This is a genomic window from Halogranum roseipondis (assembly GCF_059695585.1).
On sequence record NZ_CM185235.1, the window covers coordinates 3450436 to 3474083 of the forward strand.

Sequence of the window (23648 nt, forward strand, 5' to 3'; positions counted from 1 at the left end):
ACCCGACTCTCCAGGTATGTTTGGAGGCGGCGGTATGAACCCGCGGAAGATGAAGCAGATGATGAAGCAGATGGGCATCGACGTGACGGAGCTCGAAGCCGAGGAGGTCATCATCCGAACCGAAGACGAAGAGCTCGTGTTCTCCGGCGCGCAGGTCACCCGGATGGACGCGCAGGGACAGGAGACCTACCAGATCGTGGGCGACCCCGAGTCGCGCCCCCGCGGTGCGGGTGGCGACGCCGGTGGCGCGAGCGCCGTCGAATCCGGCGAGCAAGACGAGAGCGCATCCGAGGCGGATGCGGAGATCCCCGACTCGGACGTCCAGATCGTCGCCCAGCGCGCGGGCGTCGGGAAGGACGAGGCGCGCGAAGCGCTCGAAGCCGAGAACGGCGACCTCGCGGCCGCCATCTCGCGGCTGGAGTGATCCTCCTCGTCCACGGCGACCGGGAGTATCTCCGTGCACCGGGCGGGGAGCTTCACACCGACCTCGGCATCGTCGACATCCCCGAGGACGTCGAACCCGGGCAGGTGCTGGAGTCACATCTGGGCGACGAGTTCGTCGTCCGGGAACCGCGCGGCCCGGACCTGTTCAACCACTTCGAGCGCACCGGCGCGCCGATGATGCCTCGCGACGTGGGGCTCGTCGTCGGCCACACCGGGGCGGCGATGGGCGACCGCGTCCTCGACGCCGGCACCGGGACGGGCGTCCTCTCGGCGTATCTCGGCCGACTGGGTGCCGAGGTGACCACCTACGAGCGCGACGCCGAGTTCGCCGACGTCGCCCGCGAGAACATGGAACTGGCCGGCGTCGCCGACCGCGTCGACGTCCGAACCGGCGACGTCACCGACCACCTCGACGACCTCTCGGGGTTCGATCTGCTCACGCTCGACACGGAGAACGCGCCGGAGGTCGTCGAACGCGCGCCTGATCTCCTGGTCTCCGGCGGGTTCGTCGCCGTCTACTCGCCGTTCGTCGAGAACTCCCGCGCCTCGGTGGAGGCGGCGCGCGAGGCGGGGCTGACGGACGTCGAGACGTTCGAGACGATCCAACGACAGATGGACTTCGGCGAGCGAGGGTCGCGCCCGTCGACGGCGGGCGTCGGCCACACGGCGTACCTCACGTTCGCCCGCTACGAGTAGGACGTCGAGACTGTCGCCAACGGCGGATTTTCTTTCTCGCGTTCTCGTCGAGCAAATAGCTATGCTCTCTGCGCGCTTACTACGCTTCGACAATGAGTGTCAAAGACACAGCAACAGAATCTGAATCGATGGCCGGGACGACGCGAACCTGGCCCGAACTGGCCGAAGGGCTGTACGAGCGGCTGACGGGTCGCGAAGCCGAGATCAGTTACCAATTCGAGGAGATGGAAGTCGACGTGCCGAGCCACGCAGGTGACGACGCTGACCACGCCCACTGGCGACTGAACGGGACGCTTCGGATCCGAACACGTGACCAGAGTCAGAAAGGAAAGCGCGACCAGTCGTGAGCAGTGACGAGCGGTCGCGTCCCGAACGCGCGCTCGACGTCACCGCCGATCTGACGGTCAGCCTCGCCGGTACTGATGTCCACGTTACGGGGTACGGTGACCTCGTCGTCGTCGACGCACCGGACCTCCGAACGGCTCTAGAGCTGCTCCGTGGGACCGACAACGTCCCGTCACAGCTCGTCGAACGAGGGTTGGCCCGGAGTGACGTGACTGTCGACGTCAGAGTCCGCGGTGGCAGCATCGCCCGCGCCGGTCCGGATATCCGACCAGGTCTCGTCTCCCGCGTGCTCGGCGTCGACCCCGCTCGGGTGGACCTCGGGGGCGTCGTCTTGGCGGCACTCGGGCGGTGAGAGCGGGATCTACAGGACGACAACTAGTTATCTAGACAGTGTCCGGCCTCGAACCGGTCGTCTGCGAGGAACACTGTTTCGTCACGGACTTCCACCTCGATCGCGTCGAGCACCGACCCCCGACACGGCCCGCGGGTACAGAGGCCGTCGTCGCAGTCGAAGCGGGCACCGTGCTTGTGGCAGACGAGCTCTCCGTCGTCGACGAGCGCGCCGAACCCCTTGTCCAGCCGAACCTTCGGTTCGTGTGGGCAGGAGTTCTCCCACGCGAGGACGTCGCCGTCGGTCCGCTGGAGAATGCCCTCGACGCCGTACTGTCCGTCGTACACCTCGAATCGAAGCGTTCCGTTCCTGGGAATCTCCTCCACCGACGCGAGATAGCGGGGATCGCTCTCGGGATCGGTGGTCTCCTCGCCGACGTCGCCGGAACGGTCGGCGTCGTCGGCGTCGTCCCCGTCTTCGCCGCTCGTCTCTGAAGCCGTCTCGTTCCCTCGCACTGCGAACCGGAACGTGGCGTCGCCGACGTCGAGTTTCCCCTCGTCGTCGCGGATGCGGACGGTCCGCTCGTCGGTCTCCGTCTCGAGTGTCACTCGAGCAGGGTCGCGCATGAGACGAGATTGTTAGGCCGGCCTAAAATAGCTGTCGTCATCCCGGAACGCGTCGTTTCGAACGACGCGTCGCTTCGAACGGCCGGTTCCGAGCGACCGCTCAGTTCTCGTCGGGTTCTTCTTCGTCGTCTTCGGGTTCTTCCTCCGCTTCTTCTGCGTCTCCGTCCTCCTCGTCGCCTTCGACCGTGATCTCCGCCTCGACTTCGATGGACACGCCGTCGGCGTCCAGTTCTGCCTCGACCTCCTGTTTGCCGCTCGTCTCGATCTCCAGTTCCTCGGTGTCGACTTCGACCTCGACCTCGAGGTCGACAGTCACGTCGCGCTCGGACATGGGAGTTCGTCACCGTTCGTCGGGCATAGACGTGTCGGCCGCGGCGACCGTTCCGACGCCCTCGACAGTCACACAGTTCTAAGACGGTTGCCGCCGTACCATGTGTGTTATGAGCAAACAAGCGCGGGTCAGACAACAGGCAGGAACGGTCGAGGCGAGTCCGGCGCTCCGGATCGAACAGGAGAAAGTCGAACAGCTCGTCGACGCGCTGAACACGGATCTCGCGGCGACGTACGTGCTGTACCACCAGCTCAAGAAGCACCACTGGAACGTCGAGGGTGCGGAGTTCCTCGAGGTCCACGAGTTCCTCGGCGAGGCCGCCGAGGAGGCCGAGGAGGCTGCGGACGAACTCGCCGAGCGCGCGCAGGCGCTCGGCGGCGTCCCCATCTCGGGGATGAAAGACCTCCAGGAGGCGGCACCCGTCTCGCCCGAGGACAACGACGTCTACGACGTCCGGACGTCGCTGTCGAACGACGTCGAGATGTACGGCGACATCATCGAGACCGTCCGCGAACATATCGAACTGGCGACGAACCTCGGCGACCACGCCACCGCCGAGCTGCTCCGTCTCCACCTGCTGGAGCTCGAAGAGTTCGCCCACCGGATCGAGCACTACCTCGAAGACGACACGCTCGTGCTCGAAGAAGCGACCCACTGAGCGGACAGAGCGGTCGATCCGTTCACGGCTGCTCGACGGCCCGGATCAACTCGAACAGCTCGTCGCGGAACCGTTGTGGAGAGAGCTGCGCTCGAACGGCGTCGGTCGTCCCGCCCGCGGGATCGTCAACGTGTGTCGGATACGCACCGCCCGCCAGCAGGAAGTCGCCGTCGACCTGCCAGACCGCGAGCCACCCCTGGACGCCGAGTTCGACTCCGTCCCCGAGCGGATACGCTCCCTCGTAGGCCGCGAGCCGCGCGTCGGCACCGCCGACGGAGAAGGACCGCTGGTCCGTCTGCTCGACGCTCGTGAACCCGCGGTCGCGCAGTCGTCCAGCGAAGTCGTGGGCGACGCGGTCGGTCACCAGCCGTCGGAGCGCCTCCGACGTGGGTGGCTGTGGCCGGAGGACGACGTGACTCGTCAGGAAGAACCGCCCCGGCCCGTCGACTCCCGTCTGCTCGCGGAGCGTCGCTGCGAGGTCGGGGTCCTCGTAGACGGTCGTGTGCGCAGTCACCGTGACGAGCGTGATGTCGAACGGCGTCTCGGTCCGCTCGTCGACCAGTCGCCAGCCGTCTAACAGTTCGGCGGGGACGGCCGGCGTCGACGACATCTAGTGGTCGTCCTCGCGCCACTTGTGTTCGCACTCGGTACAGACGAAGAAGCGCGTCTCCGACTCGTCGGCAGAGCGGATCTGCTGCATGTACCAGTACGCGCGGTCGTTGCCACACTTCGGACAGTGGACCGTCGTCGTCGGCAGCCCCTTGTCCTCGGCGTCGCTGACGTCGACGACCTCGCTCTCTTCTTGCCCCTGCGTCGTCACCATCTGTGCCTCCTTGGCACTGTCGCGGAGCTTCTCGAACCCACAGCTCCCGCAGACCCACTTGTCATCGTTCGTCTTCATCATCGAACCGCACTCGTCGCAGAATTCCATATTTGGCTAATCACTCTCCTCTCGCACTTAAACCCCTGGATTCGGTCGTGTCGCGGACGTGGGACCGGACGACCGCTCAGGCGTCTCCGTCCGACTGGCCGGGTTCGCCCACTGCCTCGATGGGGAGTGTGTTGTTCAGCTCGGCGTACAGTTCGTCCGGGTTGTGGAACGACTTCGCCCGTGCGTCCGAGACGAGTTCGCCGAGGTTGGCCTCGCCGTCGGCGAGCTGCACCCGCGTCTCCGAGAACTCGGCGGCCGCCTCCTCGCGCGAAACTGGGTACTGGAGGGTCTCGAAGAGCGATTCGACTCGGCTGAGCTTCACCGTATTCATAACGATTTTTCATTCGGGTCCGGAACACTTAGCTTCGCCGGTACCGTCCGTCCGTTCGGACTGTCAGACCGTCTGAGACGATTCGAGACCGGTGATCTGACGGATCTCTCTCAGCCGGTCTGCCGTTCGTCGGACCCCTCGTCCACCCACGCCCGTTCGCTGGTCTCGGTCTCGACGGAGAAACTCCCACAGACCGGACAGACGTGATACTGGACCCGATGGCGTGTGCCACATCGCTTACACTCGTAGGCTGCGTCCGACTCGCTCCCAAGCCGTCGTACGAGCACCGTGAGGGGGTTCATGGCTGCACATCGGACAGTTTCGGCTTTGTTATGCAGATGGTAAGTCGGCTTTTCCCGACTCAAGCTCGGGTTCGCGAGCGGTAACCTGTGGCTACTCGAACCCGGGACCGCGAGAGGTAATCCTCGACTACTCGAACTCGGGTTCGCGGTCCTCGACGAACGCGGCGGTCCCCTCCCGCTGGTCGTGCGTGCCGAACAGACCACTCCACGCCCGACGCTCGTAGGCGAGGCCGGCGGCCTGCGGTTCCTCGTGGACCAGGTTCAGCGCCTCCTTCGCGGTCTGCATCGCGTACTTCGGCTTGGCGGCGAGTTCGCTCGCCATCTCGGCGACGTGGTCGTCGAGTTGGTCGTGGGCGACGACCTCGCCGACGAGTCCGTACTCGTAGGCGTCGCTGGCGTCGATACGCTCGCCGAAGAAGACGAGTCGCCGTGCGCGTTCGTCGCCGACGAGCCGCGAGAGTCGCTGGGTTCCGCCCCACCCCGGGACGATCCCGAGGTCGATCTCCGGCTGTCCGACGACGGCGCGCTCGCTGGCTACCCGGAGGTCACAGGCCAGCGCCACCTCACAGCCGCCGCCGAAGGCGTAGCCGTTGACGGCGGCGATGACTGGGGCCGGGAACGACTCGATGCTGTCGCAGACGCGGTGGCCGAGTTCGGCGTACGCCTGCGCCTCCGGCGTCGTGAGGTCCTGCATGTAGCTGATGTCCGCTCCCGCGATGAACCCCTTGTCGCCTGCACCGGTGATGACGAGCACGCGCGCCCCCCGTGACTCGGCCTCGTCGAGCGCCTCCTCCATCGCCTCGAGCGTCTCGACGTTGAGCGCGTTCAGTTTGTCGGGGCGGTTCACGGTCAGCGTGGCGACGCCGTCGTCGTCGACGTCGAGCGTCAGGGTGTCCCAAGACATGTGCGAGCGGTCGTCGGGCACCGTGATAACCGTTGGGCAGGCGGCGGTCGCTGGACGCAGAACTCGTAGTCGAGCGTCGACCGGAGCGTCCGGAGGGCGTCGCGGTTCCACACGAGTCGGTGGGTCGGAGAGGGCGTCGTCGGCGGGGGAGTCGTCGGGTACAGCGCCGTCGGTCGGGTTGACCGTTCCAGAACGTAAATATGTCCCCGCCGCAGACACGCAGATAATGGCACTCACCGAGGAGGAGGAAGAACGGCTCGGCGACATCGTCCGCCTGCAGCCGACGAAGAACAAAGAACTCCAGAAGCGGTGGGAGTTAGAGAGCGGCAGCGAGGTCCACCAGTACCTCGAGAACCACCTCAAGGAGTACTACTACCGCGACGACAACAGTCTGATCCGGGCGACCGCGGAGGCGGCGGAGCTGCTCGGTATCGACCCCGGCGTCGAGAGCGACGAAGAGGAGGAGGGCGGCGTCCCGAGCGTCATCCGCGTCCCCGAACTCGAATCGCAGGTGTTCCAGGTCGTCGCGGGTCCCGACGACCGCTCCGAGAGCGTCGTCAGCGTGCTGAACAAACTCCGCGAGCGGTTCGACGTCGACCCCGAGGCACAGGAGGTCCGCAGCGCGCTCCAGAGTCTCCGCCGGAAGGGGGTCGTCGAAGTCGTCTACCGGACCGTCCCGACGTTCAAACTCGCCGTCGAACGCGACGCCGTCGACGTCGAAGTCGTCTAACGGCCGACTCGAGAGTCGACTCTGCTGTCCCCTCCACCGGCAGTGGAAGGCGCGTCGACGCCGTCGGGCGTTCGACCGAAGTGACGTTGAAAATGCAACCTCACGGCTCTTGGCAGTTCCCGTCGACGGTTATCACGTGACTTCCTCTCGCCAGTCCTCGAACTCGCCGAACGTCGTGCTCGTCGTCGCCGACACGACGCGAATGCAGGACGTGGACCCGAAGACGGCACCGACGCTCGTCGACCTCGCGGAGACGGGAACGGGCTACGAGCACGCGTACGCGAGTGCCCCGTGGACGCTCCCCTCTCACGCCTCGCTCTTCACGGGCGTCTACACGAACAGCCACGGGTCCCACGGGGGACATACGTCGCTCGACGACTCCCACCGAACGCTCGCCGAGATGTTCGCCGAGGCCGGGTACGATACCGCCGGCCTCTCCAACAACACGTGGGTGACGGAGGAGTTCGGGTTCGACCGTGGGTTCGAGACGTTTCGAGAGATAACTCCCGACGAGACGCGTGACGACGACGGCGCGAAGCGCTCAGTCGAGTGGACGACCGAGTGGATCGACGACCGTGACCGACCGTTCTTCCTCTTCGCCAACTTCATCGAACCGCATCTGGAGTATCGTCCCCCACGCGAGTACGCGACGGCGTTCCTCCCCACGGGGTGGAGCTACGAGGACGCCAGTGCCATCCCACAGGCACCGCGGGAGTACGACGTCGGACAGTTCGATCTCTCACCCGACGAGTTCGAGGCGCTCCGTGGACTCTACCGCGCAGAGATCGCCTACCTCGACGACCGAATCGCCGACCTCCGCCGTGCGCTTTCGGCGGCGGATGCCTGGGAAGATACTGTCTTCGTCGTCGTCGGAGACCACGGCGAGAACGTCGGGGACCACGGCTTTCTCGGTCACCAGTACTGCGCCTACGACACGCTGCTGCACGTCCCACTCGTCGTCAGCGGCGGACAGTTCGACGGCGGCGGGTGGACCGACCGCCTCGTTCAACAGGTGGACCTCGCCCCGACGCTCCTCGATGCGGCTGGCCTCGACGACTCGCGGGCTCGACGGCAGTTCGACGGACGCTCGTTCCACCCCGAACGGGGCGACCCCCCGCGAGCGTACGCGTTCGCGGAGTACGTTCGACCCCAGCCGTCCGTCGAGACGCTCGCCGACCGGTTCGACGACGTTCCCCAGGAACTGTACGACTACGAGCGAGGCGTGCGGACCGTTCGCGGACACGAGTACAAACTCATCGCCCGGACGGACGGGACGCGCGAACTGTATCGCGTGGCCGACGACCCGGACGAGGAGAGCGACGTCGCCGCCGAGAAGCCGGAACGTGTCGCCGACCTCGAACACCGTCTCGAATCCTGCCTCGGGTCGTTCGACGACGTCGCGAACCTCGATTCGGTCGACAGTCGGACGAGCGTGAACCCCGAGACCGAGAGCAGGCTGCGGGATCTGGGGTATCTCTGAGATGACGTCCGAGCGCCCGAACGTTCTGCTGCTGCTGACCGACCAGGAACGGTACGATCTCACGGCGCCGGAGTCGCCGACCGAGACGCCGACGGTGGACCGTCTCGGCGACGAAGGGATGCGATTCGAGCGGGCGTACACGCCCATCAGCATCTGCACGAGCGCTCGCGCGTCACTGCTCACCGGTCTGTTCCCCCACTCCCACGGGATGTTGAACAACTGTCACGAGCGCGACGCGATCCGACCGAACCTCCCGCCGAGTCTGCCGACGTTCGGCGAACTGCTTCGAGATGCCGGGTACAACAACACCTACCTCGGCAAGTGGCACGTCGGTCGGACCCAGGGTCCGTCGGACTTCGGCTTCGAGTATCTCGGCGGGAGCGACCGACACCACGACGAACTCCTCGAGTCGGAGTTCCGTGACTACCAGCGCGAACTCGGTGTCGACCCGGAGGCTATCGAACTGACGGACGTCGTCCGCAACGACTACGAGCACGCGGACGTTCTCGCGGCGACGTCGGACGTTCCGGTCGAGGCGACCCGTCCCTACTATCTCGCCGAACGGACCATCGAGCGACTGCGTCAGTACGCGGCTGGCGACGCCGACGGGCCGTTCTTCCACCGAACCGACTTCCTCGGGCCGCATCATCCGTATGTCGTCCCCGAACCGTACGCCTCGATGTACGACCCGGTCGACATCGACCCGTGGGCGACCTTCGCCGAGACGTTCGACGGGAAGCCTGCGGTCCACGAACAGTACGTCTCCTACCGCGGCGTCTCGTCGTTCGATTGGGACCGCTGGGCCGAACTGGTCGCGAAGTACCGGGGGTTCATGACGCTCATCGACGAGCAGATGGGCCGCATCCTCTCGGCGTTGGAGGAGCTCGGCCTCGACGACTCGACCGCCGTCGTCCACACGTCGGACCACGGCGACTTCGTCGGCAACCACCGCCAGTTCAACAAGGGACCGATGATGTACGAGGACACTTACCACGTTCCGCTCGTCGTCCGGTGGCCCGGTGTCGTCTCGGCCGGCGACGTCTGCGAGGCGTTCGTCAACCTCGTCGACCTCATGCCCACTTTCCTCGACATCGGCGGTGCGGCGGTCCCGTCCGACGTCAACGGCCGAAGCCTCTGTCCGTTCCTCGAAGGCACGCCCCCCGACGAGTGGCGCGATGCGGTGTTCGCGGAGTACCACGGCGACGAGTTCGGCCTCTACACGCAGCGGATGCTCCGGACGGAGCGCTACAAGTACGTTTACAACGCCCCGGACCGCGACGAACTGTACGACCTCGAACGGGACCCCGCCGAACTCACCAACCTGGTCGACCATCCGGAGTACCGCGAGGTCCGACGGTCGCTCGCACGGCGACTCGTCGAGCGGATGCGCGAGACTGACGACACGATAACCGAGTGGACGGCGAAGACGCTCGGCCGGTGAGCGGGGAGCGTCCGACTGGCGCGTGCCGCCGTGTCGACGACTGAGTGACGTTGCGGGGTCGGCCCGTGGCGGCGGGCACGGCGACCGAGGGTGCGGTGCGGTGTAGGGTCACCTCGTCGGCGTCTCGCTTCGTTCCCGAACCCACTCGCGCCGCCGCTCCAGCAACTGCTTGATACCCTTCCCGGGACCACCCTCGATGGGCCACCCCTTCGTCCGCCACTGCGGCGGTTCGGGCGAGAACTCCGGACAGGACCCCGAACACTCCGCGGCCGTCTGCCCGCGCTCTTTCGCCGCGCACCACGGCACTAGCGCGCGGCCCTCGCGTCGCAGTTCGAAGTGGCGGCAGTCCGGCCGCATCGTGTCGTGGAACGACCGCCAGCCCTTCCCGTAGGCGCGTTCGGCGATGGCGAGCCGCCTCTCGGCCTTCTCGTCGGCACCGAACCGCTCGCTATCTACCGTCGGGTCCAGCGACCCCGGATACCACGCGACGTCGCCCGCGTCGGCGTGGACCCCGTCTGAGAAGTCGAGCGTGAGGACGCCCACCTCGACGGGCATCGACTCCAGCAGTGCGGGCTCGACGCTCTCCTCCGTCGCCGCCGTCGCCACCCACACCTCGTCGGCGAGCGCCGTCTCGACGTCGTGGGCCAGTTGGTCGGAGAGCGCGCGGGCGGCGCTGGCGTCGAGGTCCGGTTTGTGCTCGACGGCGACGATCCGCTCGATCCAGTCGGGGTAGGGCGCGACGCGTCGGATCTCGACTCTGTTGCCGTTCTTGCGCTTCTCGACGACGCCGCGGGCCGCCGCTCGGTGAACGGCCGCGAGAACGTAGCGCCACGGGTAGCCCGGATGCGGGAGGGCGTCGCGATACCACGCCCACTCTTCGGGCGCGTTGCGGACGACGTGCAGGAGATCCGAGTCGATCGCGTCGGTACCGAACTGTCGGCGAGCGACGAGCGCCTCGGGGTCGGCCTCGACGACGACGGTGTCCCAGCGACGCTTCTGTGTGCCCAGCTGTCTGGAGACGACGACGGCCGAGTCGCGTCGCTCCTCGGGCGGCCACGCCAACTCGACCCAGCGGCACGCGAGGAGTTCGAAGCCGAACTCCGCGTCGCCGTAGGTCACGGGCGGACCCTCCCGACGCCGGTGTCGGGGTCGAGAGCGCAGTCGCTCGCCGCGGCGGCCGCGAGGGGTGGCGAACGCGACATGGCCCGGTCAGCCGAGGTACGTCTTCGACCCGTCCTCTTCGTCTTCCTCCATGAGATCGTCGAGATACTGGTGGGCCTTCTTCAGGATGTCACGCGGGCCGTCCTGCGTGATGGTGTTGATCGCCTGTTCGTAGTCGCGCCACTGGAGGTCGCGGTGCTCCTTCGAGAGCTCTGCGCTGGCCTCGAACGAGCGGGCGATGAACAGGTGGACCGTCTTGTGGATCGTCTTGCCGTTCGCCTCGAACACGTAGTCGTACTCCTCGCGGAAGCCGTCGATGAGGCGGAAATCGCCGATCCCTGCCTCCTCTTTGACCTCTCTGATCGCCGTCTGCTGAAGCTCCTCGTCCCCCTCGACCCCGCCTTTCGGGAACTCCCAGTCCCCGGGACGGCTCTTCAGGAGCAGATACTCCCGTCGGCCGCGGGTGTCGCGGAAGAGGATGGCTCCAGCACTGACCGCTTGTACCGTCATTGCCGGATGTAATTCGCGGGACGTTAAGAGAATATCGGACTCTCGACCCGCGACACGGGTCGATTCCAGTGACCGTCTCACACGGACCCGTGTGCCGGAGTCACGACCCCAGACAGTCGTCGTCTCGTCTGTAAGTCGGCACACCCGCGCACGACGGTGTGCAGTCGGGTTGTGTGACAGGGAAAGATGCGACGATGGATGCGTTTTTGTGGCTGCGTGACCGCAGTTGATGGTAGTTACCCAGCCTATGACCTTCGTAACCAAACTCAGCTTTCAGAGCGGCGACCGCGCCGTCCTCGACGACGTGGTCTCCGACCTGAAAGCCATGATCGAACGCAAAGGCGCGGAGTGTAAAGGACCGCACTCCGAACCGCCGGAACGGATCCGCGTCCCGCAGTACCGAAACCTCGGAGTCGGCGACGAGTTCTCCTCGTGGGACTACACGGTGTACGCCCGCAAGCTCGAGATCCACGGTGCCGACCACATCGCCCGCGAGGTGGGCCACATGGAGTTCCCCGCGAGCGTCCACGTCGAGATCGAGGTCGAACAGAAGAAACCGCTCGGCCACCGGCAGAACTGACTCTCCGTTCTTTCGTGACTGCGGACCCGGCCAGCGTCGCTCACCGATGGCGGGTCGAGAGAAGTGGTACGAGGTGACGCCTCTGGAGTTACTCCTCTTCGTCGAAGACGGAGAGCAACTCGCCTTGCCCCTCGTGTCGCTGGGAGTCGAACTCGGTGACCCGGATGCGGACACGTCTGTCGACGAGGGGGCGTCCATCCTCGACGTCCGGCAGGCTGATGACCGTGTCGCCGACGCGGACGATAGGTGTCGGTCCGTTCGTCCCGGTGACGAACACGGTGAGTTCGTCGCCGACCGCGTAGTCGGGCGTACTCGTCCGGAACGTCCACCCGGCCAGCAGTTTGTCGAAGTTCATACGCGACTCACCTCCTCGCTCTGACGGTCGGGAACGTACTCGCGGCCGAACCCGGTCCACGCCGCGACGATGAAGACGCCGACGAGGAACCAGCCGTGGAACACGTAGGGGAACACCGACGCCGGGTTCACGAGCATCTCCTGTGTGAACCACGGCGTCGCCGGCGAGTTGACGAGGTTCTGCATCGCGCCGTAGCCGGCGAGCAGGCCACCCCCCCACGGGAAGATGTACCCCAGCGCGGAGGTGTTGGCGTCGAGGATGTTCGCGCGGCGATAGCCGTTGATGTTGAAGCGCTCACCGAGGTTGCGGATGTACGGCGCGATTGCGATCTCGGCGGCGGTGTTGATGGTGACCGTCGCGTTGACCAATGCCGTCCCGAGCACCATCGTCAGCTCCGCGCGTCGGACCGTCGTGGCGACGCTCCGGATGAGGAAGTCCTGGATCGCGTCGAAGCCGCCGCCGGCGCGCATGATCTCGGCACTGGCGACCAGCAGGACGGTCAGGACGATGAGCGGGAAGAAGCCCGACGCACCCGTGTAGAGGCTGCCGCCGACGCCGGCGTCGGCCGGCGCGACGGGGACGATGAACGCACCGATCAGGGGGATCGCGTCGAGTTGTGACACGAGCGCGGCGTTCTCGGGCGCGTTGAACGCGATCATGTCGCTCGGACCGGCGAGGCCGAGCACGAGGTTGAGCACCACGGAGACGACGAGTCCCCACGAGACGGCCTCGATGATGTGCCGACCGGCGACGGCCGTCGCGATGACGACGGCGATGGAGAACAGGTGGACGAGACCGAGCGGACCGACGCCCGCGGCGACGTCGCTGCCGACGTTCATCGCCTGGCCGGCCATCTGCGCGCCGGCGACGAGGTAGCCGACGAACGCGAGCGCGGCGGCGACGATGGCGTACTTCACGCGCGAGGCGACGACGCCGCCGATGTCGGCGTTCTGCGTCACCGCCGAGACGATCGTCGTGTCGCTCACGGGCGCGAGGTTGTCACCGAAGACGGCCCCCGAGAGGATGGCCCCGAACATGAGCACCGGGTCGGCCCCGATGAGGATGCCGGCCGGGAAGACGAGACCGGTGAAGGCGATGGCGGTCCCGTAGCCGGTGCCGATCCCCGTCGCGAGCAGGGCGGCGAAGAGGAACGTCAACGCCGGGAACAGGGCGGCGCCGACGCTCAACGCCGTCGCGGCCCACACCAGCCCGTCGACGAAACCGCCGACCTGGATCGTCTGGGCGAACATGCCGGCCCAGAGCCAGGCGACGATCGCCGTCGCGGCCACCCGCCGCGTCATCCCTTCGAAGATGACGTCGGCGTAGTCTTTCCACGGCCCCTTGACGAGGAACAACCCGACGATAAGGCCGACGAGCATCCCGATGACCAGTCCTGTCGTGTCGCCGATACCGAGCAGTCCGGATTGGACGATCGCCCAGACGATGAAGAAGGTGATCGGCAGGGCGCTGACGAGTCGCCCCCCGCGGAACCGGAGCTGCGTTTCGGTCGACGGATCGGATTCGACGTCGCTCATCTATTGGTGGAAATACCGATGACTGTATAAAACCGTGCGGAATTCAACTTTTGTCACGCGGAGATGCACTCCCGCCCGAGGACGTGTGCGAAGCGTCGGCACCCCGTCGTCACTCGTTCACTGGGACGTCATCACTTATGACCGAGGGCCCCATCCGACCAGCCATGAGCCAGATCTCCGAGGAACTCGTCGAGTTCCGTCGCGACCTGCATCGGCACCCCGAACCGGCCTGGCGAGAGTTCTACACCACCGCTCGCATCGTCGACGAACTGGAGACGCGCCCGCTAGACGAACTCTACGTCGGTGCGGAGGTGCTCGGCGGCGAGCGGCTGTCGGTTCCCGACGAGGCGGAACTCGCAGAGTGGCTCGAGCAGGCCCGCGCGGCCGGCGCACGCGAGGACGTCCTGACCAAACTCGAGGGCGGGTACACCGGCGCCGTCGCCGTCCTGAAGCGCGGCGAGGGGCCGACGGTCGGCCTCCGCGTCGACATCGACGCGCTGCCCATTCGCGAATCGGATGCCGAGGGCCACGCCCCCGTCGCCGGCGGCTTCCGATCGGAACACGAGGGGTTCATGCACGCCTGCGGCCACGACGGCCACGCGACGCTCGGCCTCGGCGTCGTCGACGCCGTCCTCGACAGCGACTTCGAGGGGACGCTGAAGGTCTTCTTCCAACCGAGCGAGGAGCTCATCTCCGGCGGGAAGCCGATGGCCGAGAGCGGCCACCTCGACGACGTCGACTATCTGCTCGCAGTTCATCTCGGGCTCGATCACCCGACCGGCGAGATCGTCGCCGGCATCGACGGCTTCCTCGCGGTGCATCACTTCCGCGCGGACTTCTCCGGCCACCCGGCGCACGCCGGAGCCAAACCAGAGGAGGGCGACAACGCCGTGCTCGCGATGGCGACGGCGATCCAGAACCTCTACGGCATCTCGCGGCACTCCGACGGGGCGACCCGGGTCAACGCCGGCCTCGTCGGCGGCGGGACGGCGACCAACATCATCCCCGAAGAGTCGTTCATCGAGGGGGAGGTGCGCGGCGAGACGACCGAACTGATGGAGTACATGCGCGAGAAGGCCGAGCGTACCCTGCGGTCGGCCGCCGAGATGCACGGCTGTGAGGTCGACGTCACGACCGAGGGGATGGCACCGAGCGCCCGCAGCGACGACGAGATTCGAAACGTCGTCGCCGACGTCGCCGGTACGACCGAGGGCGTCACCTCGGTTCTCCCAACCGACTCCCTCGGCGGCAGCGAGGACGCGACGTACCTCATGCAGCGCGTGCAGGAACACGGCGGGAAGGCGGCCTACGTCGGCGTCGGTACCGACCACCCCGGCGGCCACCACACGAGCACGTTCGACGTCGACGAGGCGTCGCTCGGCATCGGCATCGACGTGCTCTCGGGCGCGATTCTTCGGGTTGCTGAAGAGCGACCCTGAGTCGGAAGACGGGCTGCTGAACCTGTCGCCCGGTTCGTCGCTATGCGGGTCTCGGATCGCCGAGACGGCAGACCCGAGCATCTGTGCCGTAGAGAGACTCTCGCAGCCTCACGGCTACGATGGTAGTAACAACGGCTTACTCTTCAGTCAACGATAGTATAGGTCTGCGAGAGAGAAGTAACGGAATTCTAACTAATACACTCGCCCACGACAGACAGCGTGATGAGGCTCTCCGAGAATCCGAAGCGAGCGAGACTGAAAGGGGTGCTGCGTTCTATACGGTCGGAACGCTCGCCTAGTACGACCAACGACGGTGTCGCCTCCCGAAGTGACAGGCTTGGATACATCGAACAGCATGAGCATTAACGTCACCAGAATCGACCCGGCGGAGTTAGACGAGTGGAACTCTCACGTCGAGCAATCACCATACACCTCGATATTCCATCGCAGCGAGGTACTGGCGACGCTCGCCGAACAGTCGGGGACGAACCTCCACCCCTTGGTCGGCTACAAAGGTCAGGAGCCGGTCGGCATCTTGCCGCTGTTCGAGACGACCATCGGACCGTTCACAGTCGTGTACTCACCGCCGCCGCAGCTGGAGGTGTTCTCGCTCGGACCGGCGCTCCTCAACTTCGAGAAGCTCAAACGACGGAAGTCCGAGCGTCGCCACCGCCGGTTCGTCGAGAGTAGCCTCGCGTGGCTCGACGACCGTCTTGACCCGGACTACGTCGATATCCGCACCGTCGACCGGTACGACGACGTCCGTCCGTTCAAGTGGAACGACTTCGATGCAACGCCGACCTACACCTACATCCTCGACATCGCTCGAGACGAAGAGACACTACTGTCGAGTTTTAGTCGGGATGCGAGAAGCAATATCCGCAACACCGACGACGACGCCTACGAGATAGCGGAAGGCGACGCCGATGCAGTGGAGTTCGTCATCGAGCAGATCCGTGAACGTCACGAAGAGCAAGAAAAAGAGTACGGCGTCACGTCTCGATACGCCCAGTCGCTCTACGAACAGTTACCAGCGGGCGCAATACGACCGTACGTGGTCTCGGTGGAGAACGAGCGAGTCGGAGGCGTGTTGACGCTAGAGTACGGCGACACTGTCTACCGCTGGCAGGGCGGTGCGAGACACGACGTGGACGTGCCGGTCAACGATCTGCTCGACTGGCACGTGATTCAGGAGGCGAAGTCGCGCGGACGGAAGCGCTACGATCTCGTCGGAGCGAACCTCCCTCGACTCTGTAAGTACAAATCGAAGTTCGGACCAACAGCGTCAGCGTACTACACCGTCCAACGGCGATCGTCGCGGATGTCGATCGCCACCGAGGCGTACCAGCGGCTTCCAGACAGTCTCCGCGTTATCGCCGAGTGACGGCCACCCGCGACTGAAGTCGTGGGCTTCCCACGAGCGAAGGTCCGGTACCATCGTTCGAGGCTACCCGCGAAGTGAACGAGCGGCTTTTTGGTCCAGCGGAAGGCGCTCCGCACCATCTGCACCCGGCAGTGAAACCGCGAAGACGGGTTTCTCGGGGGTCGAGGCTGCCGAAGGCGGCCGACGTCGGCGTCGGCACCGACCACCCCGGCGGCCACCACACGAGTACGTTCGATGTCGACGAGGACTCACTGGGGATCGGTATCGACGTGCTCTCGGGGGCGATTCTGCGGGTAGCCGAAGAGCGGCCCTGAGTCCGTCCGAACCGCTCGGTTATCTCGGCTGTACTCGCGTCTGCGGTTCAGTCGTCCTCTGAACCTAAACAGTAGAGAACGTCACTCTGAGGAACAGTCTGCCTTCGTCAAGGTTGCTGACTCAGTGGCAGTGGCGACCGGGAAGTCGGGGCCGGGGAAGTGGTAACTGAACTCGTACTCTCGGTTGTCGTTCACGTCGCGAACGAACAGAGCGATGATCTCGGCCGAACACTCGCCGGATTTGGTGGGGAAGGCGCCGCGGAACGTGACGTTCTCGTAGCGGCCCGGTTCGAGGTAGTCCGACACACCGATCTCGACGTAGTCGTCGATATCCGGATCGTCGACCTGGGGGGCGAACAGCGAAATCCACCCGCCTTCTGTGAGCGTCGCGGACTCGATGACGATAGCATCGTCGACCACTTGGTCCCTGAAGACGAGTTCCGCGTCCTGAGACTGGGGGAGCGAGACGGTTGCCGTATCCGAGACGACGGCACTCTCCTCGTCGCGCTGGCTACACGAGAGTTTCACCGTCGTCGCGTCGAACGTTCGGTTCCCGTTCGTGTCGGTCTGGATGGTCGCGGTAAGCGTTCCCGACTCGAAAAGCGGCCGGTCGAGGTCTATTTCTACGTTCTCGTGACGGCCGGCCGGCAGGTACGCCGAGACGCCGACGATCTCGTCCTCGTGGACGACGACCACGAACCCGCCCTCGACGAGCGTGGCGCTGGTGACGGTGACGCTCCCGCCCGCGGATTCCTGGTCTCGGAAGTCGAGTGCAGGGGCCGACGGAAGCGCGTCCTCGTCTTGTTCTCTGGTGTCTGTGCTTCGCTCGGCTTTCGGTTCGGACGTCTGTGTGACCTGCCCCTCGGCTACGCGCGACGGGACGCCCCCGAGCAGACCCACTGATGCGACGAGTCCGAGAACTGACCGTCTGTTCTGTGCCATGGGACGAACACCACTCCGGCGACGCATAAAGAGCGATGAAAGTATGTATAAATATACATTCGAACCTATCGAGTTGGAACCATCTAATCGGACGCTCAGTTTTGTGTGACGGTCCGCCGGCTATCGGACTGTCCGATAGTGCTTCCAGACCGTACGACGGGGTTCGATCCCTCCTCTTGGTTTCCACCAGATGAGTTCGTGGAGAGAGCGACGGGGGCTACAGTTCTCGGCAAGGTTCGACGCCGACGAAGTGGCCGAGAGGTCCGTGAAGAGGGTTCGAGACTCAGTACTTCGCTTCCGCGCCGGTCGTCTCGTAGATCCGGTCCATCAGGTCGTCGCGGTGGGTCTGCCAGCCGGCGAGCGCGCCCGGGCGACCCGGATACCGGTTGTAGTGGTCGATGAGTTCGTCGGCGAGTTTCCGCGTCTTGTAGAAGTCGTAGATGACGTCCCAGTAGTCGCGGCTCTGGATGGCCGTCTGCAGTTTGACCTTCCAGCCGAGGCTGGTCTTCCCGGAGTAGAGCCCCTCGGCGAGTTTCTCGCCTGGGAGCACCGCCAGCAGGCTCTCGAGGTCGTCGACCTCGCCGGCGGTGACGAGGATGTTGTAGACGTCGAGTCCGGCGTAGCGACCGCCGAAGTGGTCCATCACGCGCTCGTTGTAGCGCCACAGCATCTCCTCTCCGACGTCGCCCGCGGCGATGGCCTCCATCGCCTGCTCGGCGGCGTACTTCCCGGCGTAGGCCGCGCCGGCGATACCGCCGCCGGTGGTCGGGTTGACGTGGCCCGCGGCGTCGCCCGCGGCGATGAACCCCGGCGCGACCGCCGAGTCGTAGGGGCGGCGCGTCGGCAGCGCCGCGCCGAGTTTGTCGGTCACTTTCGCGCCTTCGAACTCGGGGCGGTTTCGGAGGTCCTGTTTGAGGTCCTCGACGAGCTTCATCGGCTGTTCGTTCATCTGGAACCCGAGGCCGGCGTTGATCTCCGTCGACGTGCGCGGGAAGTACCAGATGTAACCCGCCGCGCGCTTCGTCGGCTTGAACACGAGCGCGTCGTCGTAGTCGACGGGTTCGTCGACGTGGAGAACCTCGCGGTAGGCCGAACAGAACTGCGAGTACGAGACGTTGGTGTCGAACGTCGCGTTCGAGAGGTCCGCCTTGTCCTGCAGGAGCGAGAGCGCGCCGGCGGCGTCGATGGTGATCTCGGCCTCGTACTCGACGACGTCACCCTTTCGCTTGCCGCGGACGCCCGTCACGCGACCGTCTGCGGTCTGCTCGACGTCCTGAACGACGGTGTCGTAGTGGAACTCCGCGCCGGCCTCCTCGGCCCCCTCGATGACGAGTCGGCCGTACTCCCAGCGGTCGAGGACGGCGAGTTCGCCCGGGATCGGAATCTCCAGGGCGGTGTCGTGGCTCGGGATCTCGAAGCGGCCGTGGGTGACGCCCGTGTTGGTGAAGGCCGGTTGGATCTTCGACTTCGGAATCGCCTCCGGGAAGGCGTCGGCCCCCTTCAGCGCGTCGCCGCAGGCGATGTGGCCCGCCTCTTCCTCGTCTTTCCGCTCGACGACGACGACGTCGAGTCCCTCGTTTGCGAGCGTCGCCGCCGCGTAACAACCGGCGGTGCCCGCGCCGACGACGACGACGTCGTACTCGTGAGTAGTCATGCCTCTCACTCCTAATCCCGGAATCAAAACTCTTTATCACCGAATCGGTCGTTCGCGCGTCGACGGATCGGATGTGTCGACGACCGGTCGCTCCCGCGCCGCGGACGCGACGGTCGCCCCCGAACCGTCCGTCAGTCGTCGCCCGACTCGTAGTGTTCGCCTGCGGCCTCCGGCAGTCGGGTCTTCCCGAACAGCGCGAGGACGACGATGACCGCGATGTAGGGGATCGTCCGCACGAGCGACTGCGGGACGGCGATGATCGCCGCCGCCTGGAGGCGGAGTTGCAGCGCGTCCAACCCGGCGAAGAGGAACGTCGACAGCAACGCGCCGACCGGGTTGTAGTTGCCGAACAGGTAGGCGACGATGGCGATGAACCCCTTGCCGTTGACCATCGTCTGTCCGTTGCCGACGAACTGGCCGAGGCCGAGCGACAGCGCCGCGCCGCCGATGCCCGCGAGCAGTCCCGAGATGAGCACCGACGCGTATCGGACGCGAGTGACGTCGACGCCGGCGGTGTCGAGCGCCTTCGGGTTCTCGCCGCTGGCGACGACCCACCGGCCGAACGAGGTGCGGGTCAGCGTGTACCACGACGCGGCCGTCGCGACGAACATGAGGTAGACCATCGGCGTCGCGTCGAACAGCGCGCCCAGGACTGGAATCTCCGCGAGGAGGGGGATCCTGATAGTTTCGAACGTCTCGACGCTGGCGGTGTTCGGCCCGCCGTAGATCACCTGCGAGGCGAACGGTGCGAGGCCGAGTGCGATGAGCCACACCGCGAGGCCGGCGATGATCTGGTCGGCGCGGAACTCGATGCAGACGACGGCGAACACCGCCGCCAACAGCATGCTGACCACGACGCCGACGACGAGGCCGCCCCAGATGTCGGCCGTCGTCGCCGCCTGTTGGCCGGCGAGGGTGTCCGTCGCGAACACTGCCGTGAACGCCGAGATGATGAGCAGCCCTTCGAGCCCGATGTTGATGACGCCGCTCTTCTCGGCGAAGATGCCGCCGAGTGCCGCGAACGCGATCGGAACCGACAGTCGGAGCGTCGCCGACAGCGCGCTCTTGGTGAACATGACGCGGAGGATCCGTCCCGACGTCGAGTCGGGTGCGACGATCCCCCAGAGCAGGAAGACGGCGACTGCGCCGAGTGCGACGATGCCCGCGACGCGCCGCGCCGAGAGTTCGGAGGTGCGGTCGAGTGCGACGTTACTCATCGGACTCACCCCCGTGTGTCGCGGCCGACTCGTCGGCGTCTGCGTCGACGCCGCCGTCGGTCGCCACCGGCTGTGACTCTCGCTCGTCGACGACGAACCTCCGCCCGAGGAGGCGGAAGAACTCCGGCATCGCCACGAAGAGGATGATGAGCCCCCGAAGCACCCCGACGAGTTGCGGCGGGACGTCGGTGCTCACGTCGACGATGATGGAACCGCTCTTCAGGATACCGAAGAGCAGCGCCGCGAAGCCGACGCCCAGCGGGTTGTTCCCCGCGAGAATCGAGACGGTGATGCCGTCGAAACCGTACGCCGGGACGCCGGTCTGGTAGTTGCCGAGGATCATGATGACGTACATCGCGCCGCCGACGCCACCGATCGCGCCCGACAGCGTCATGCTGGAGACGATCGTCTTCGCGGCGTCGACGCCGCCGTACTCCGCCGCTTCGGGCTGGATTCCGCTGGTCCGGATGTCGTAGCCGAACGACGTGTGCTCGAGCAGGTAGTACGCCACGACGACGAGCGCCAGTGCGATACCGAGCGCCACGAGCGAGAAACTGTCACGCGGGTCGAACAGGATCGGAGGGATCGAGGCGTAGTCTGGCAGTGCGACCGTCTCGTTGGCCGCGCTCTCCGGATCCTTGAACGGGTTCGCCACGAGATACAGTGCGACGCTCGTCGCCACGAAGTTCAGCATGATCGTCGTGATGACCTCGTTGGCGTCGGCGTACGCCTTCAGCGCACCCGGTATCGCCGCGAACAGCCCCCCGGCGAGCGCGCCGACGACGAGCCCGAACGGGACGAGCACGAGCGTCCCGAGGAGTCCCGAGACCAGCGACGAGGCCCAGAGGACGGTGAGCGCCGTCGCGAGCGCGCCGACGACCAACTGCCCCTGCATCCCGATGTTGAAGATCCCTGCGCGAAACGCGAGTGCGACGCCGAGACCGGTGAAGATGAGCACCGTCGTCTCGCGAAGCGTCACCGCCATCTGGCTGTTCAGCGGCGACCAGCCCTCGCGGAACGGCGGCCGGATCTGCCCTTCGAGTGGTCGGAAAAGCGGGTTGATGGGGTCGCCGAGTGCGCCCAGGAAGAGGCTGTCGTAGACGGCGAAGGGGTCGTAACAGAAGCCGACGCCGAAGAACGTCGTCGCCGCCGTCGTACACGTCGTCATCCGTCCGGCGACGAGGATGATGAGCACGCCCACGAACATCGAGAGGACGAGCGCTGCGGTGCTGATGAGGATCCGTTCGAGCGCCGACGCGCGGACGAGTCGTTCGAGCGCGTTCCGTCCACGCGTTCGCCAGCCGTCGGTGCTCATCGCTCGCCACCCCCGGCGGTGATGCCGGCGTCGTCGCTCGCCGTCTCACCGCTCGAGGCGTGACCGCCCGCGGGGGCCTCGCGGAGACTCACCGCGCTCGACTCGTCGGGTAACGGTTCGCCCGCCATCAGGAGCCCGATCTCCTCTTCGGTCACCGTCTCGGGGTCGACGACGTCCATGATCTCGCCGTCGTGCATCACCGCGAGGCGGTCCGAGAGCCCCTGGACCTCCTCTAACTTCGAGGAGACGAGCAGCACGGCCTTCCCCGCCGACCGGAGCTCCAGCAGGCGGTCGTGGATGAACTCCGTCGAACCGATGTCGACGCCGCGGGTCGGATGCGTCGCGACGACGAGCGAGGGGTCGCGTTCGAGTTCGCGACCGACGATGAACTTCTGCTGGTTGCCGCCGGAGAACGACTCGGCCGTCGCGTCGCGGTTCGGCGGCCGGACGTCGTACTCGTCGATGATGTCCTGTGCGTGCGTCCGTGCACGGTCCCACCCGATGCGACCGTGTTCGGCGAACGGACGGCGGTGCTGGCTGCCGAGGAGTCCGTTCTCCGTGAGGTCGAACTCCATCACGAGGCCGCGCTCGTGGCGGTCCTCGGGGATGTACGCCATCCCCTCGTCGATGCGGCGCTGCCGTGGCCACGACGTGATGTCGTCGCCCTGGAAGGCGACGCTCCCGGTCGTCGGCCGACGGAGCCCCGTGATCGACTCGATCAGCTCCGACTGTCCGTTGCCGTCGACGCCGGCGATGCCGAACACCTCGCCCTCGTGGACCGTAAAGGAGACGTCGGAGACGGCCTCGACGCCGCGTTCGTCCTCGGCCGAGAGACCGTCGACCCCGAGTACCGACTCGCCCCGGTCGACGTGCGGCTTCTCGACCGTCTCGAGCACCTCGCGACCGACCATCATCTCCGCGAGCTGTTCGCGCGTCACGTCCGCGGTGTCGACGGTGCCGACGTTCTTCCCGTCGCGGAGGACGGTGATGTCGTCGGCGGCGTGCATCGCCTCCCCCAGCTTGTGGGTGATGAAGATGATTGTCTTCCCCTGTGCGGTCAGTTCCTCAAAGACCGAAAAGAGATCCTCGACTTCCTGTGGCGTGAGTACCGCCGTCGGTTCGTCAAGGATGAGTACGTCCGCGCCGCGGTAGAGCGACTTCAGAATCTCGACGCGCTGTTGGACGCCGACGCTCACGTCGGCGACGGTCGCGTCGGGGTCGACGTCGAAGCCGTACCGGTCGCAGAGGTCGACGACGTCTCGGCGGGCGCGGTCGGCGTCGACTGCCAGTCCGCCCCACTTCCGCGGTTCGTTTCCGAGGGTGATGTTCTCGGTGACGGTCATCGGATCGACCAGCATGAAGTGCTGGTGGATCATGCCGACACCGGCGTCGATGGCGTCGCCGGGCGAGTCGAAGCGTCGCGGCGCCTGCGTGTATCGGTGGGCCGCGTCGTCACCCGCCGTCTCGAGTCCATCGCCGTCGACGTACACGTCACCGTCGGTCGGGTCGTACAGTCCGTAGAGAACGTTCATCAACGTCGTCTTCCCTGCGCCGTTCTCGCCGAGGAGCGCGTGTACCGATCCCCGCTCGACGAGCAGGTCGACGTCGTCGTTGGCGACGACGCCGGGAAAACGCTTGGTGATTCCGTCGAGATGGACGGCTGGTTCCATTGGTAGTGGGCTTATCGAGTGT

At 66.0% G+C, this 23648-nt stretch carries 27 protein-coding genes and 1 pseudogene; 12 read left to right on the plus strand and 16 right to left on the minus strand.

The features are described from left to right. Positions 1-16 precede the first annotated feature (16 nt). From EOHIBHHM_RS17995 to EOHIBHHM_RS18010, 4 genes are all read left to right on the plus strand, one after another. Positions 17-424: a nascent polypeptide-associated complex protein gene (locus EOHIBHHM_RS17995; protein ID WP_497253029.1), complete on the plus strand. Its 408-nt coding sequence runs from the start codon at positions 17-19 to the stop codon at positions 422-424. Further along, positions 421-1140 (plus strand): methyltransferase domain-containing protein, encoded by a 720-nt coding sequence (locus tag EOHIBHHM_RS18000; RefSeq protein ID WP_497253031.1) that lies wholly within the window; start codon positions 421-423, stop codon positions 1138-1140. The genes EOHIBHHM_RS17995 and EOHIBHHM_RS18000 overlap by 4 nt, the downstream gene beginning before the upstream one ends. Positions 1141-1232: 92 nt before the next feature. Then, positions 1233-1487 (plus strand): hypothetical protein, encoded by a 255-nt coding sequence (locus EOHIBHHM_RS18005; protein ID WP_497253033.1) that lies wholly within the window; start codon positions 1233-1235, stop codon positions 1485-1487. Further along, the gene (locus EOHIBHHM_RS18010) at positions 1484-1837 is read left to right on the plus strand and encodes a peptide ABC transporter ATP-binding protein (protein ID WP_497253035.1); all 354 of its coding nucleotides are present in this window, start codon (positions 1484-1486) and stop codon (positions 1835-1837) included. Before EOHIBHHM_RS18005 ends, EOHIBHHM_RS18010 begins: the two co-directional genes overlap by 4 nt. A 23-nt stretch (positions 1838-1860) precedes the next feature. Here the strand turns inward: EOHIBHHM_RS18010 and EOHIBHHM_RS18015 are convergent, their stop codons facing one another. Beyond that, positions 1861-2442, minus strand: coding sequence for a Rieske (2Fe-2S) protein (locus tag EOHIBHHM_RS18015; RefSeq protein WP_497253037.1), 582 nt, complete (start codon positions 2440-2442; stop codon positions 1861-1863). A 100-nt stretch (positions 2443-2542) separates the two neighbouring features. Then, a complete protein-coding gene (locus EOHIBHHM_RS18020; RefSeq protein ID WP_497253039.1) occupies positions 2543-2773 on the minus strand; it encodes a hypothetical protein in 231 nt (76 codons plus the stop codon). Between the two features lie 109 nt (positions 2774-2882). Here EOHIBHHM_RS18020 and dpsA point away from each other — a divergent pair, with 109 nt between their 5' ends. Further along, on the plus strand, positions 2883-3431 hold the full coding sequence (gene dpsA / locus EOHIBHHM_RS18025) for a DNA starvation/stationary phase protection protein DpsA (protein ID WP_497253041.1): 549 nt from the start codon (positions 2883-2885) through the stop codon (positions 3429-3431). A gap of 22 nt (positions 3432-3453) precedes the next feature. Here the strand turns inward: dpsA and EOHIBHHM_RS18030 are convergent, their stop codons facing one another. From EOHIBHHM_RS18030 to EOHIBHHM_RS18050, 5 genes are all read right to left on the minus strand, one after another. Further along, the gene (locus EOHIBHHM_RS18030; protein ID WP_497253043.1) at positions 3454-4041 is read right to left on the minus strand and encodes a DUF6517 family protein; all 588 of its coding nucleotides are present in this window, start codon (positions 4039-4041) and stop codon (positions 3454-3456) included. Then, positions 4042-4362: a transcription factor S gene (locus tag EOHIBHHM_RS18035; protein WP_497253045.1), complete on the minus strand. Its 321-nt coding sequence runs from the start codon at positions 4360-4362 to the stop codon at positions 4042-4044. It lies immediately after the preceding gene. Between the two features lie 76 nt (positions 4363-4438). Next, entirely contained in the window at positions 4439-4693 is a 255-nt protein-coding gene (locus tag EOHIBHHM_RS18040) for a DUF5789 family protein (RefSeq protein ID WP_497253047.1), read from the minus strand. 110 nt (positions 4694-4803) lie between these two features. Beyond that, on the minus strand, positions 4804-4995 hold the full coding sequence (locus tag EOHIBHHM_RS18045; protein WP_497253049.1) for a hypothetical protein: 192 nt from the start codon (positions 4993-4995) through the stop codon (positions 4804-4806). 127 nt (positions 4996-5122) lie between these two features. After that, a complete protein-coding gene (locus EOHIBHHM_RS18050) occupies positions 5123-5899 on the minus strand; it encodes an enoyl-CoA hydratase/isomerase family protein (RefSeq protein ID WP_497253051.1) in 777 nt (258 codons plus the stop codon). 226 nt (positions 5900-6125) lie between these two features. On the opposite strand from EOHIBHHM_RS18050, the gene EOHIBHHM_RS18055 reads away from it, so the two are divergent. The 3 genes from EOHIBHHM_RS18055 (at position 6126) to EOHIBHHM_RS18065 (ending at position 9550) form a co-directional block, all read left to right on the plus strand. Next, positions 6126-6629 carry a DUF5797 family protein gene (locus EOHIBHHM_RS18055; protein WP_497253053.1) on the plus strand — a complete coding sequence of 168 codons (504 nt, stop codon included), beginning with the start codon at positions 6126-6128 and terminating at the stop codon, positions 6627-6629. Positions 6630-6765: 136 nt separating this feature from the next. Further along, positions 6766-8109, plus strand: coding sequence for a sulfatase (locus EOHIBHHM_RS18060; RefSeq protein WP_497253055.1), 1344 nt, complete (start codon positions 6766-6768; stop codon positions 8107-8109). 1 nt (position 8110) lies between these two features. Further along, positions 8111-9550 carry a sulfatase family protein gene (locus EOHIBHHM_RS18065; RefSeq protein WP_497253057.1) on the plus strand — a complete coding sequence of 480 codons (1440 nt, stop codon included), beginning with the start codon at positions 8111-8113 and terminating at the stop codon, positions 9548-9550. Between the two features lie 108 nt (positions 9551-9658). Here the strand turns inward: EOHIBHHM_RS18065 and EOHIBHHM_RS18070 are convergent, their stop codons facing one another. Both EOHIBHHM_RS18070 and EOHIBHHM_RS18075 read right to left on the minus strand, forming a co-directional pair. Beyond that, positions 9659-10669, minus strand: a complete 1011-nt coding sequence (locus EOHIBHHM_RS18070) for a DUF5787 family protein (protein WP_497253059.1) — start codon at positions 10667-10669, stop codon at positions 9659-9661. 90 nt (positions 10670-10759) lie between these two features. Further along, the gene (locus EOHIBHHM_RS18075; RefSeq protein ID WP_497253061.1) at positions 10760-11221 is read right to left on the minus strand and encodes a bis(5'-nucleosyl)-tetraphosphatase; all 462 of its coding nucleotides are present in this window, start codon (positions 11219-11221) and stop codon (positions 10760-10762) included. Between the two features lie 247 nt (positions 11222-11468). Here EOHIBHHM_RS18075 and EOHIBHHM_RS18080 point away from each other — a divergent pair, with 247 nt between their 5' ends. Beyond that, a complete protein-coding gene (locus EOHIBHHM_RS18080) occupies positions 11469-11801 on the plus strand; it encodes a 30S ribosomal protein S10 (RefSeq protein WP_497253063.1) in 333 nt (110 codons plus the stop codon). A gap of 88 nt (positions 11802-11889) precedes the next feature. On the opposite strand, the gene EOHIBHHM_RS18085 is transcribed toward EOHIBHHM_RS18080, so the two are convergent. Together EOHIBHHM_RS18085 and EOHIBHHM_RS18090 are read right to left on the minus strand one after the other, a co-directional pair. Next, a complete protein-coding gene (locus EOHIBHHM_RS18085) occupies positions 11890-12156 on the minus strand; it encodes a DUF7513 family protein (protein WP_497253065.1) in 267 nt (88 codons plus the stop codon). Next, positions 12153-13691 carry a Na+/H+ antiporter NhaC family protein gene (locus EOHIBHHM_RS18090; RefSeq protein ID WP_497253067.1) on the minus strand — a complete coding sequence of 513 codons (1539 nt, stop codon included), beginning with the start codon at positions 13689-13691 and terminating at the stop codon, positions 12153-12155. Before EOHIBHHM_RS18090 ends, EOHIBHHM_RS18085 begins: the two co-directional genes overlap by 4 nt. 164 nt (positions 13692-13855) lie before the next feature. Here EOHIBHHM_RS18090 and EOHIBHHM_RS18095 point away from each other — a divergent pair, with 164 nt between their 5' ends. The 3 genes and pseudogenes from EOHIBHHM_RS18095 to EOHIBHHM_RS18105 all read left to right on the plus strand — a co-directional run. Continuing rightward, a complete protein-coding gene (locus tag EOHIBHHM_RS18095) occupies positions 13856-15130 on the plus strand; it encodes an amidohydrolase (RefSeq protein WP_497253069.1) in 1275 nt (424 codons plus the stop codon). Positions 15131-15485: 355 nt separating this feature from the next. Further along, a complete protein-coding gene (locus tag EOHIBHHM_RS18100; protein ID WP_497253071.1) occupies positions 15486-16514 on the plus strand; it encodes a lipid II:glycine glycyltransferase FemX in 1029 nt (342 codons plus the stop codon). Between the two features lie 176 nt (positions 16515-16690). Further along, a pseudogene (locus EOHIBHHM_RS18105) lies at positions 16691-16828 on the plus strand (amidohydrolase); the annotation flags it as partial. Between the two features lie 81 nt (positions 16829-16909). Here the strand turns inward: EOHIBHHM_RS18105 and EOHIBHHM_RS18110 are convergent. The 5 genes from EOHIBHHM_RS18110 to EOHIBHHM_RS18130 form a co-directional block, all read right to left on the minus strand. Next, complete coding sequence (locus EOHIBHHM_RS18110) at positions 16910-17770, minus strand: DUF7282 domain-containing protein (RefSeq protein WP_497253073.1); 861 nt, start codon at positions 17768-17770, stop codon at positions 16910-16912. Positions 17771-18053: 283 nt separating this feature from the next. Continuing rightward, positions 18054-19424: a geranylgeranyl reductase family protein gene (locus EOHIBHHM_RS18115; protein ID WP_497253075.1), complete on the minus strand. Its 1371-nt coding sequence runs from the start codon at positions 19422-19424 to the stop codon at positions 18054-18056. Between the two features lie 131 nt (positions 19425-19555). Next, positions 19556-20641, minus strand: a complete 1086-nt coding sequence (locus EOHIBHHM_RS18120; protein WP_497253077.1) for an ABC transporter permease — start codon at positions 20639-20641, stop codon at positions 19556-19558. Beyond that, entirely contained in the window at positions 20634-21956 is a 1323-nt protein-coding gene (locus tag EOHIBHHM_RS18125) for an ABC transporter permease (protein ID WP_497253079.1), read from the minus strand. The genes EOHIBHHM_RS18120 and EOHIBHHM_RS18125 overlap by 8 nt, the downstream gene beginning before the upstream one ends. Next, entirely contained in the window at positions 21953-23626 is a 1674-nt protein-coding gene (locus tag EOHIBHHM_RS18130) for an ABC transporter ATP-binding protein (RefSeq protein WP_497253081.1), read from the minus strand. The genes EOHIBHHM_RS18125 and EOHIBHHM_RS18130 overlap by 4 nt, the downstream gene beginning before the upstream one ends. Positions 23627-23648 lie beyond the last annotated feature (22 nt).